We start from the raw sequence: 12649 nt of genomic DNA, 5'->3' as shown, positions 1-12649 counted from the left end.
CAAAGAGCATTCAAGTGTATTTCCCTTTTTGTTTAGCCGCTTTTTTCTAAAGGGACTTTGCAATAACGCTTAATGCCGACATATGCCATTTTGGCGACACTTCCCTCTCATAAGCCTGGCTGGCCATATTTGCAATGACAGCTCATTTTCGTGCATCCGGTAATTACAAAAAATGCAAACAAGGTATTGTTAGTTGTTATAAGCCCTTTGTTCTACCTGAGAGACCTTAAACATCGTTCTCCTTCTTATCCGCAACATACTTTGAGGGCAGTACGCCGAATTCTTCTTTAAACGTTTTCGAGAAGTATTTGGGGTCGGTGAAACCTACTTCGTATGCAATTTCAGCGATCGACATACCGCTTTTCGCCAGTAACTGTGCCCCCCTTTTCAACCGGATTAAACGAATAAAATCTGCTGGCGCCTTGCCGGTCAGGGACACTATTTTTCTATATAAAGTCGCACGGTTCATAAACATGTCACGACTGAAATCCTCCACTGAAAAAGCAGCGTTATCTATGTTTTTTTCGACAATGTCCAAAGCCTGTTTCAAGAATTTCTCATCAACAGAGTTTATAGTTACCTCCGCTGGATTTACCTCAATTTGCTTTTGAAACCTTTTTTGCAACAATTCCTGCTGAGACAGTAAATTCCGGATGCGGGAAGCCAGAATTTCGAAAGTGAAGGGCTTGGTGATATAATCGTTCACACCCGCCTTCAAACCTTCTAATTGTTTTTCCTCACTTCCCATTGCCGTAAGCAGGATGACGGGGATATGCGCCGTAAGCGTTTCAGTTTTAATTTTCCGGGCCAGTTCAACTCCATCCATCAAAGGCATCATAATGTCGCTTACTACAAGGTCGGGGTTTAGTTGTTTAATTTTTTCCCAGCCTTCTTTTCCGTTAGTTGCTTCTTCTACTTTATACAGCCCTTTCAGGTTATCTTTTAAATAGAAGCGGATATCTTCATTGTCTTCTACTACCAGAATTGTTTTTTTTCGTCCGGTCTTTTGGCTTTCCTCAGTCATCATTTGCTCCGCATCTTCAACCAGCACCGGATTGGTGACATTTCGAACCGAAGTGTCATAAATCTTTTTTGCCGGAAGTAAAACTGTAAAACAGGTTCCCTGCTCTGGTTCGCTTTTTACAGTGATGATGCCGTTATGCAACTTTACAAACTCTTTTGTAATAGCCAGCCCAATACCGGTTCCCTGGTTCACCATGTTTTGAGGAACATCTGTTTGAAAGAACCGTTCAAAAATCTTTTCATGCTGATCGGCCGGAATTCCAATCCCCGTATCTTTTACCTCTATGGCCAGCGTTCCGTCATCCTCATTATCTGCAGCGGGTTTGTACGCCAGGTGAATGCTCACCGTTCCATTTTCATGTGTGTATTTAAAAGCATTGGATAGCAGGTTGAATAAAATCTTTTCGATCTTATCCCTGTCAAAAAAGATTTCAAGGCTGTCAATGTCAGACGAGAATGAAAGCCGGATATTCTTCTTTTCGGCTATATCCGTAAAGGAGTCGCTGATATCTTTACTAAAACCGATAATGTCACCAATAGCAGGGTGCAATTTTATCCCCTGCACTTCCATCTTCCTGAAATCGAGCAGTTGATTTACCAGGCTTAATAAACGTTTGGCATTGCGTTGAACAAGATTTAACTGCTTTTTTTGTTCTTCATCCCCAGTATGTTTAATGATCTTATCTAAGGGAGCAATAATCAGGCTCAATGGCGTGCGAAATTCATGACTTACATTAGTAAAGAACTTTGTCTTTAGCCGTTCCAGGGCATATGCTTGCTGTACTTCGTAGCGCATGTGAATTCTGTCTAATGTAATGCGTCGGGCAAGCAAAAACAATCCTGCGAAGATCAGCGCATAAATAATATATGCAATGCTGGTTCGCCAAAAAGGTGGCTCAATATCAATCCGCAAAGCTTTTATATCACTCCACAAACCATCCATGCCTAATACTTTTATCTTAAGCGTATAAGTGCCGGGATTCAGGTTTGTATAAGTGACTTTTCGCTGGGTGCCATCTACATATAACCAGTCTGAATTAAATCCTTCCAGCATGTATGCGTATTTATTGCTGGCACTGTTACCAAAATCCAGGGAGGCAAATTCAACGGAGAAAACATTTTCTTTATACTTCAACTTAATACTTTGAAGTTGTGACAAAGATTGCTCCAGGAGAACCCGTTTATTGATCAATTCACCCGGCTCAACTGTATTATCTAATATTTGCAAACCGGTGAAAACAATTTTAGGGCGATACAAAGGTTTCTGAATGTTATCAGGATTAATAATATTAAACCCTGAAGGACCTCCGAAGATCAGTTCGCCCGCACGGGTTTTGAGTGCTGCAAAGTCATTGAATTCACGGTACTGCAAATTATTCGTCTCGTTGTAACCAATTACAGAAAAAACAAGACCAGCTTTGTCTTGTTTTGGAATGGCATTATAAAGTCCGTTGGGTGTGGAAATCCAAAATGTCTGATGGTTATCTTCAAGAATATTTAATATCATATCATCGGGAAGGCCATCGGATGTGGTGAATGTCTGAAATTGTTTTGCCTGCTCATTGAACAAATTCAATCCCTCCCGGGTACCTACCCAAATTCTTCCCTTGCTGTCTTCAAAAAAACAAGTAACATTATTATTGCTTAAATCATTTTTATCTTTTGAGCTTTGATAAAAAACCGTAGTAGTGTTACCCTTTTCAAAGACGGCGATCCCGCCATTTGTACCAACCCATACATTCCCTTTTTTATCCTGCATAATGGAGGATATATAGTTGAAAGGCCCTAGATCCTGCAACGCTCCCTTATATTGAATATGTTTAAACCCGTTTGTTTCCCTGTTAAAAATATCCAACCCGCTGCCTAACGTACCTATCCACAAATTCTGCTCCCTGTCTTCAAATATTTCCCACACATGATCATTCGCCAGGCTCGAAGAATCACCGTCACTATGCCGGTAGCGTGTGAATTGCTGACCGTCGAAGCTGTTGAGGCCGCCAAAGAAGGTTCCTATCCAGAGAACATTCTCATGATCGACACATAAACTTACAATTACGTTATTGCTCAGGCTGGTTTTATTGTTCGGGTCGTGCAGGTACTGTTTAAATGTATTTCGTTTCCTGTCAAAAAAAATCAATCCCCCTCCATTGGTCCCAATCCAGAGATTACCGGATTTATCTTCAACAAACCTGTTTATATCGTCATAAGGAAGACTCGCTGCATTCGATTCCTCGTGACGATAAAGCGGAAACCGCACAATGTTGCTGTTTGAATAATTAACTCCGTGTTTATGGGTTCCCAGCCAGATAATTCCGTTATCATCTTTATACAATCCTATTATGCTGTTTTGGCTAAGCGTCCGGGGATTCTTGGGGTCATTGAGAAGATAGCTGATGCTGAAGTTGTTTTTTTTATTGATCAGGTTTACACCGCCATGATCAGTAGCCACCCAAATCAAACCATTGTTATCCTGAACGACCCCGGTTACCAGGTTCGTATTAAGCCTGGAAGGAAATGAATTTGCATTAAACTGTTTGAAGGAATTATATCGTGGTTGAAAAAGAAAAACTCCATTGTTGAGGGCCCACGCCCACACATCGCCATCATTATCTATAAAAAGGTTAAATGGATTATTTTCTTTGTTCAGATTTTGGATCACGGTAGTGGAGAAAATGATCTTGTTTGAATTTATATCATACTCCTGTAAAAATCCATTCTGAGACACGAGCCATAATTTTCCATCTTTTGTTTCTTTTATGGCAGCAATTTTTTCAGAACTATTGAAGACGGGGTTCAGCCTGGAAGAATTTGCTTTTTTGCCAGTACCTGAATATAAGTATAGATCAAAATTGTCGTAAAGAAACCAATATCTACCGTTGTTTCCTTTTACGACTTTGTTAATTGGACCGGCAGGCAGACCCAGAGATTGTAAATAGCTATTATAGTCAGCATCGAATTTTTCGATACGAGAATTATAAATACAGGCACCTCCCATTGTCATTACCCAGATCTTTCCATCGGGAAGCTCAAAAAGTGACTGGATACTATTATCCAGCACCGAAGAACTATCATTATAATTTTTACGAAATACCTTGCAGGAATATCCATCATACCGGTTCAGGCCCGACATAGTGCCAAACCATAAGAAACCATCCTGGTCATTTAATATAGCATTGACCTGGTTATTTGAAAGCCCCGTATTATTATCGAGTTTGTAAAAATTATAATGTTCACTTTGCGCAAAAACAGAAAGTGCCTGTAACAGTAAAACTACCCAAATAAGAAAACGCATCAAATCAAGTTTAATTCGGGAAAACTTTGCACCTGGCAGCATAGATTCCGCTTCATAAGCCAATAAAATATTAAGTAAAATTAACAAAAATGAATGTATCAATTTACACCATTGTTAACTTATCAGAACTGAAGAAGAACTTCAAGCCTTAGCAACCAAATGATTTAAAATTGACCGGTTAAGCCAGGTACGTGATGTATTCTTGTTCTGCTGTTTTACGGGACTGGCTTACATTGATGTTAAACACTTAAAGTTTCTGAAATTAGTAGCTACACAGATCCCGGTATTTTTCAAGATTCGTATTTGAAGAAAGATCGAGATGATAGATCAGTGATAATTCCTGCCAGGTGAGATAGACTGTATCTACTTCTTCCTCCATTACTTTATAAACTCCTAAATCCATAAAAGGAATAATCTTCTTCCGCATCCTGTTTTTGAGGAAAGATTTCAGGTGCTTAATAGTTTTGCCAACGCGGTTTACTTTCAGCCCTTTGATAACTTCCTTTCTTCTTAGTTGAATAATATCGTAAGTGAGGTACTTAACAAATTCTTCATAAAAATTCATATCAAATGAATCAAAAGTGATGGGAACTTTTTAAGTGTGCTTTCATTGCATTTATGACGTTGATAGTACAATGCTTCACAGTACTTCTTTTGCTTTCTACATAATCATCGATATTCCAATAAATATCCAAACACTTTGCTGGGTCAGACATTTGTTCAAGTTTCCAATTAGTTTGTAAATGGAAGTTCTCTTTTAAAAACTTTATTGGACAAGTGTCTTTTTGCTTTAGTGCATAGGTCACCATGTCTTCAGCCTTCCGTAATTTTTCTGTGATCCCAGTTTCAAGTTGTTGCACATCGTCGTAAGCGGGTTTCTGGAAATTCTCCGGGTTTTTCTATTCCAGTTGGATTTATTGTTTTTTCTCATTTGTGTTTCCTTCATCATCCATTCGATCAATATATCCTTTTATGATGCAATTTGTAAAAAGAAGGTTTTGCTAATTTTTAATATTTCCTTGAGAAGACAAACATGTCACGGGCAAAGATTGTAAAAGGTCTTCGAATGAACACTGTTGGAAAAACTATCAAACAATTAAAAATTTTTATCAAAGACAGAATTCGGAAAAAAATCATTCCTTATATCGACCTAACTTGTTTCATGTGCCTGGAGGAAGATGTGGAGAGCGTTTTTCTGAATTGGAGAGAACTTTCCAAAATATACCGGCTCGAACTATCCGAAAATCCATGGTTAGTTAAATACAGGGATATTTTTATCGTAGGTTGCCTGACAGGATTTCGTTTTAGTGATTATTCAATATTAAACTTAGATCATCTGCAAGATGGAATGCTTCATGTAAGGCAGTACAAGACAGGCAATCCCGTTGTTGTTCCTTTAAGAGAAGATACAAAGCACATCCTGATTGACAAATACGACATGCGGCTCCCGAAGGTCAGCATGGAAAATTTTAAATACCTTGCCGGCACACCCAGTGATTTGATCATGGCGGTAAGCGGCCATAATACGGAAAAAGCCTTCAAAAAATACATCAAAGTAGACCATATTAAAAAGGCTCGCATGATCAAAAAACTGTGGGAAAATCAGCCCGGTTTATAAGTGGAAACCCGGGTCTATCAAATGATAGACCCGCAGATAGACCCGAAAAAGTAAAACCCGCTACCAGAGCGGGTTTTAGGCAACCATTTCTGCGGACCGGACGGCGCCGGTTTTATCCTTGTAATTTGTTGTTTATCAAATACTTAAAAGCCAGTAATTTTCAAAATGTCCGAATAAATACCTTCAATGAAAGTACCACAATTCTAATTAAAAACAATATTTTGTACACAGCTTGTGTGCTTAGAGATAAAATAATTGTCTAAAATTTCACTAACATGCATCGGAACATTTCCGGGCCAGGTGAAAATAAAGTTGACGTGTATAAGTTAGTGAAGGGGTTGGGGAAACGACGAATAGCGGAAAAAATCGCTTACAAATCCCTGGCAATCTCAGAATTCTGTATCTAGCGAATGAATCATTTCAATTCCATACGAGAATTACTAAATACTCTTAGCCGGGGGCACAAACTTTTAGCTGAGATGTTTGAAAAGCGGAAATCGCTTACATACAAGTATGAGTACGCACTCGACTTGATGGAGGGCAACGAGGATGTCATTAAACTCTTACTTAACAAAAACATTATCCGGCAGAACGGAAATCTACTTGAACTTGACGACCAGTTTCTAAAATTCTTTGAAAATATTCTGGAAGTCAATGAAGAAATCAATACCTCCTACATTAATGAAAACATCAAGCAGGTAAAAGATGAGTACATGCTTTATTATCTGCAAGCATCAAGCGACAGTGAAAGATTCCGATATCTGAAGGCTGTGAAATCTGTATTGCGAAAAATTGGAAGAATAACAATGAGGAACATTGTTGATTTGAACCGAAATATTGAAAACGCTTTCAAAACTGAACCGAACTACAAAATCAAACTTTCCAAACTTGAAAATTACAAGTCGAAATTAGAAGCCATTCAGCAAATGATTGTGCAGACTGAAAAATTACTGAATGAGGATGAACTGACTTTTTTCAAAACTGCAACTGACGAAGAACTGAAACATATTAAAACCGATTTGATTTTGGAGCTAACCGAATCAAGACAAAATCTGATTGAAACCCGAAAGCAAATCATTGAATACATAAACCAGATAAAATACCAAAGCAAATTTATCGGGAAATTGAGGCAGTTAAAATACCTGAGAGACCAGTTTGAAATCAAACATAAAACAAATATCATTGAAGTCTTGTCAAACACCCATTTACTTGCTTTTGAAGCCAAACCGTCATATTCTTTAAAACTTTCCCTGGAAACTTTGCAGAAAGATGATGTTTATCAACTAATCAAAAAAATCAACTCTAAGTACAAATCAGGGATAAATCCTAAAAAACTCTTTGCAGAAAATCTTTCAGAAGATGAATTGAAAACTGAATCAGAAAAGGAAATTCATATCAATTTACATGAAGTCAAAAAGGGGTTTGTTACATCAGGTAAACATCTGTTTGACTACATTTTAGAATACGGCTTTCCGAGAGAGGTCTCCTTTGCTGAGAGAGTTACAATTTACTGTCAAGTGATTTCAGTATTTGAAAACGAGTTTGAGGTATCAGAACGATTTGAAAGACAAGGCAAGATTGAATACGCTTTAGTTTATCCAAAATAAAGGTCAACATGAATGTTCCAAGACAAACAGGAGAAATTTTTGAGCTATTAAATAAGGGGCAATTCATTTGTTCCAATAGTTCTGACATTCGCATCTCCAAACTTTTTGAAATTCTTGACGAAAGCGAAAATTTTGAAACACTTTACGATTACTTCAATTCAATCAATTTTATTCTTGAAAAGGGCGACGAGTTTTATTACTTCTCCCGAAAGGATGAATCAAAAGCTGACCTTGAAAGAAAATTAGAAACCGCTTGCAAGTGGATTGATATTGTCGACTTCTTCAAAGCATTTGATAATACTTTTGGTTCGGGATACAGTTTTTCACCTCACGAAATTGCAGTTAAAATAAGTGTTGAGGCAGTTCTGAAAAATAAAGCAGATGGATTAAAAGGTATTCTCAAAATAGATGAGAAAACTCCTTATCCCGAAGTGGTAACTAAAATAGTTGAAGCGCTTTGTAAAGACGGCTTTGCAGAAATAGAAAATGAAATCCTGAAATCATACAAGGTGCTTTCATCCTTCAAATACCTTGAGGAGCTCATAAACAATATTAATATTCCCGAGGAAGTTCAACATGAGATACCTGAATAAAGTTATATTCATCAATAGTGCACGAATACGTTATGCTGAAATAAATCTTGACGGCAATGTTCATTTTATAGGAACACAAGGTGTGGGCAAAAGCACATTGCTGAGGGCTATTCTGTTCTTTTACAATGCCGACACCTTTGGTTTAGGAATACCGAAACAGAAAACATCTTACACTGATTACTATTTCAAAGATTCAAATGCATACATAATTTATGAAGTGATTCGTGATGAAAGTAAGTTTTGCGTAGTTTCTTACAAGTCGCAACACAAAGTTTGTTTCAGATTTTTTGACGGAGAATACAACAGAAAGTATTTCGTAAGTGAAAATGGGAATGTTTCTGACAGTTGGGATGGCATTGCAGAGCGGCTTGACCAAAATAAGGTATTCTACACTAAGAGAAAGATTGAGGAGCATAAAGAATACAGAGACATCCTTTTTGGAAATCATGATGGAAAAAAAACCGAACTGAAGCGATACTCAATTCTTGAAAGCAAGGATTATCAATATATCCCGAAAACAATTCAGAATGTCTTTCTCAATTCAAAAATGGAAGCTGAGTTCATCAAGCAAACAATTATCATGTCTTTGGATAATGATTTTAGTATTGATTTGAAACAACATGCTCACCACTTAACTGGATTTGAAGCACAACTTTCTGACATAAGAAAATTCAAAACGCCAAGTGCAACAGCACAGGCAGAATCTATCTCCAAACTTTACATTGTCATTAAGAATCTGGAAAGAGAAAAAATTCAGCTTGCAAAACAGTTGGCCTGGGCTGTAAACAAGAATGAACAGGAGGAGCCGGACCTTACAAATCGATTAGAGAAGCAGAAAGATCATGAAGATGTTTTGAAAACTAAGCTGGCAAAACTAACGGAGACATTCAAATCAAAAGAGAAAAAACTTTTAAGTGAAATAAGTGTCTATGACGACAAGTTAAAAACGACAAAACGGCTCACAGAAGAATATCAGCAGAAAAAAATCGCTCAGATCATTGAAAGAGTTGAAAAGAAAGCAACACATGAGAGAGAACAGAAAAGGCTGCTTGATGAAAAGGAACTACTTACAACACAGTTCAAAGAATTAGCACAAAAGTATCAAGCGATGCTTGACCAGTTGGGAAACCAACTGAAAGAATTTATCAATGCTCAAGAAGCTGAGAGGAACAAAATCAATTCTGATTTCAATAGGTATCAAACCGAAATAAGAAAGAGTTTTGACAAGCAAATAACTGATTTGCGAGCAGGGTATCAAAAAGAAATAGAAAACGCAAGGGAAGTTTGGGAGGAGAGAAAAAGGAACACAAAAAAGTTGGAGATTGAAAGGGAAGGAATAAAGCACAAAAGATTCTTTGAAGAAGAAATCACTAAGCTGGATTCAGAAATAAAAACATTCGGAAATGCGGTGAGGGAACTGTCTTCACAAAATGAACATTCAAAAAGGGAAATTGACACTATTCAGAAAAATTGGGAACTTGATGAAAAGGAATTGCAGAAAACAGTTGAGAGAGAGAAAGAAAAGTTAGACGGACAAATTGCTGAAGCAAATGCCAAGATTTCTGAAATTGAAACCTACATTGAAAATAGTAAGAGTTCATTGTATGGGTGGCTTACCGAACACTATCCTGGTTGGGAAACCACAATCGGTAAAGTGATTGACGAAAAGAATGTTCTGTTCCACACTTCCCTCTCGCCAAAATTGATCGGCAAGACCGGCAATTTTTACGGAGTTGAAATTGACCTTAATGAAATTATCAAAACTGTAAAGACCGTTGCTGATTACGAAAGAGAAAAAGATGGGCTGAAAGAAAAGATTGAAAACATCAGTAAAGGGATTTCTGAACTCACTCAGAAACTTGAAAGGGATAAAGAAAATCTGAAAAGAAAATATCAGCCAAAAATCAGGGAGAGGAAAGATTCTATAAAGGAAAATGAATATTTAATTGGTCAAAACCAAACCAAGAAAGATAAAGCAACAGTAAATCGAAACGAACTTTCCCAAAAGGCAGAAATCGAAAAGAAACTTCAACTTGAAAAATATGAGTTGGCTATTGGAGAAGCTACAACATCAGAGTTGCAAGCGAAAGATGAAGTGGCCAGATTTGAAGGCGACTTAACAAAATCAATCAAAGGAAAAGAAGCAGAAAGAGATAAGAAGATTAAAAACGAAGAACAAAGAGTTAAAGAGCTTCTAATAAATATTGAAGCAGAAATAAAAATAGAAAGCGACGCATCTTCCAAGAGGAAAGAAGAAATACTATCTCAAAAGCAAACAGAGTTTTCAAAGAAGGGCGCAGACACGCAGCGATTGGCAGAGATTGATAAAAAGCTGGAAACGATTAGCGCCGAACTTCAATTCATAGAGGATAACCGAGACACTGTTTCAGATTACAAAAAGGATAAGAGAGATTATCTTGATAGAGTTGATGAGTTTAAAAACGAGAAGCACAAATTTGAAAAGCAACTAGAACAAGAAGAACAGAAATACAAACAACAAAAAGAAAATATTGACAAGGAGCTGGAAGTAGTTCTGGAAATGATTAGGAGCTTACAGAAAGATTTGGACTTAATTAAAGAAGATAACGAAGCTTTCAGCAATTTCAAGGAGCTTTCATTCTTCAAAACTATTCAAGAGTATTTTTCCAGTATAGCCGATGAAAACGAAACAGGCAAGCGAGTAAAGATTTTAATTGACGAGATCAATGATTTAGAAAATCAGAAACTAAGAACGAAAAAGGATGATTTAAGATCAACCACCACCGACTTCTTAGGAAAGTTTAATGACGATAATGTTTTCAAGTTCAAAAAACAATTGACAGATGATAAATCATTCCTCTATTTTGCATTGATGCTATCCGACTTTATTGAGGAAAAGAAAATTGACAGGATAGAAAAAGAAGTCAATGAAAGATTTGCCTTAATTGTTTCAACTATTGCGACACAAACAACCAGCCTGGTTTCAAATTCGGGGGAGATTCAAAAAGTAATCGTGAAAATCAATGACGACTTTGACAAAAAGAATTTTGCAGGAGTAATCAAGAAAATTGAATTGAAAGTTGACGACAGCAAAAATGAAATAGTACAGTTGCTCCTCATGATCAAAAACTACAATGACGACAATGTAATGGAGTTAGGCCAGGCCAACTTGTTTTCGGGAGAAAATCAGGAAAAGAAAAATAAGGATGCAGTTGATTTGCTGAAGCAATTCGCAAAGAAAATAGGCGAGTTGAAACGGGATTTCATTTTGCTTTCCGATTCGTTTGAACTGAAGTTCCGGATTATTGAGAATGATAATGATTCAGGTTGGGTTGAAAAGCTTGCAAATGTTGGTTCAGACGGAACGGATGTATTGGTAAAAGCGATGTTGAATATCATGCTGCTGAATGTTTTCAAAGAAGGAGCATCAAAAAAGTTTAAAGATTTTCAATTGCATTGCATGATGGATGAGATTGGCAAACTTCACCCGAACAATGTGAGAGGCATTTTGCAATTTGCCAGAGACAGGAACATTCGCCTGATAAGCGGCTCACCAATAGAAAATGATGCACTTGCTTTTGATCACATTTATAAATTAAGCAAAGACGAGAAAAGCATCACAAGAGTTAAACGAATCCTCACACAATATTCAGAATCATGAAGCTACCCGTCTCCATAGCAGAAAAGCTTATTTTGATGCAGACTGGAGAGAAAATTCCATTCAGCAAATTGAAGCATGTCATTTTTGATTCAATGATCGAAAACGGGATTCTAAAGAAACAAATTCAAGGAAGAAGCAAAACGCTGGTCTATCTCACAGACAGGAATAAGCTTATCGCTTATCTTCAAAATCACTTCGGGATAGACAACCTGGAGAACTATATTGCCGGGTTGCAACGGACAGATCTAAGCCGTTCGGAGGCTGTTGATATTTCCTCAAACTCGAAGGTTAAGAGCATAAGAACCTTTAAAGGTTTTTTGGTCAACAGTTATCATCCTGTTGAATGCATATTAAACAGCAAACAAATCATTATTCAACCACAAGAAGGAGTTTTTACATTCATATATGATTTTGAAAACTTCCTCCCTTGTTATGACATCACAATCGTTGGGATAGAAAATCCTGAGAACTTCCGGCATATTCAAAAGCATAGTAAACTCTTTGATAAAATTCAACCGCTTTTCGTTTCGCGGTATCCGCAGAGCAAAGATTTAGTGAGGTGGTTGCAAAAAATTCCCAACGGCTATTTACATTTTGGGGACTTTGACTTTGCAGGGCTTAATATTTACGTCAATGAGTTTAAGAAATATTTGCATGAAAAAGCGAGTTTCTTTGTGCCTCCAGACATTGAGAAAATACTTGCTGCAAAAGGCAATCGCGAGAACTATAACAAACAAACCATTCAATTTGACAGAAATACGGTTAAGGAGGAAAGTGTCCTCTTCTTACTGGACCTGATTGAGAAATACAAGAAAGGATTGGAACAAGAAATATATGCGAAATGAAAAATTTTCACCTACGCCATTTCAATTACCG

At 37.2% G+C, this 12649-nt stretch carries 7 protein-coding genes; 5 read left to right on the top strand and 2 right to left on the bottom strand.

Annotated elements, in window-relative coordinates; all coding sequences use genetic code 11:
* Window positions 1-226: 226 nt before the first annotated feature.
* Window positions 227-4315, bottom strand: a complete 4089-nt coding sequence (locus tag P2W73_RS04020; RefSeq protein ID WP_276500697.1) for a hybrid sensor histidine kinase/response regulator transcription factor — start codon at window positions 4313-4315, stop codon at window positions 227-229.
* 262 nt (window positions 4316-4577) lie between these two features.
* Window positions 4578-4880, bottom strand: a complete 303-nt coding sequence (locus tag P2W73_RS04015; RefSeq protein WP_439145486.1) for a hypothetical protein — start codon at window positions 4878-4880, stop codon at window positions 4578-4580.
* Between the two features lie 501 nt (window positions 4881-5381).
* Here P2W73_RS04015 and P2W73_RS04010 point away from each other — a divergent pair.
* From P2W73_RS04010 to P2W73_RS03990, 5 genes are all read left to right on the top strand, one after another.
* Window positions 5382-5933, top strand: a complete 552-nt coding sequence (locus tag P2W73_RS04010) for a site-specific integrase (RefSeq protein WP_276500696.1) — start codon at window positions 5382-5384, stop codon at window positions 5931-5933.
* A 410-nt stretch (window positions 5934-6343) separates the two neighbouring features.
* The gene (locus tag P2W73_RS04005; RefSeq protein WP_276500695.1) at window positions 6344-7540 is read left to right on the top strand and encodes a hypothetical protein; all 1197 of its coding nucleotides are present in this window, start codon (window positions 6344-6346) and stop codon (window positions 7538-7540) included.
* 8 nt (window positions 7541-7548) lie between these two features.
* Window positions 7549-8133, top strand: coding sequence for a condensin complex protein MksE (locus tag P2W73_RS04000; RefSeq protein WP_276500694.1), 585 nt, complete (start codon window positions 7549-7551; stop codon window positions 8131-8133).
* Complete coding sequence (locus P2W73_RS03995) at window positions 8117-11773, top strand: ATP-binding protein (protein WP_276500693.1); 3657 nt, start codon at window positions 8117-8119, stop codon at window positions 11771-11773. The genes P2W73_RS04000 and P2W73_RS03995 overlap by 17 nt, the downstream gene beginning before the upstream one ends.
* Window positions 11770-12618 carry a DUF7281 domain-containing protein gene (locus P2W73_RS03990; RefSeq protein WP_276500692.1) on the top strand — a complete coding sequence of 283 codons (849 nt, stop codon included), beginning with the start codon at window positions 11770-11772 and terminating at the stop codon, window positions 12616-12618. The genes P2W73_RS03995 and P2W73_RS03990 overlap by 4 nt, the downstream gene beginning before the upstream one ends.
* Window positions 12619-12649: the final 31 nt, after the last annotated feature.

It is taken from the genome of Terrimonas pollutisoli (genome assembly GCF_029360765.1).
In the GTDB taxonomy this organism is placed as follows: domain Bacteria; phylum Bacteroidota; class Bacteroidia; order Chitinophagales; family Chitinophagaceae; genus Terrimonas_B; species Terrimonas_B pollutisoli.
The sequence above is the reverse complement of the archived record's forward strand: the minus strand, read 5'-3'. Positions and strand labels throughout refer to the sequence as shown.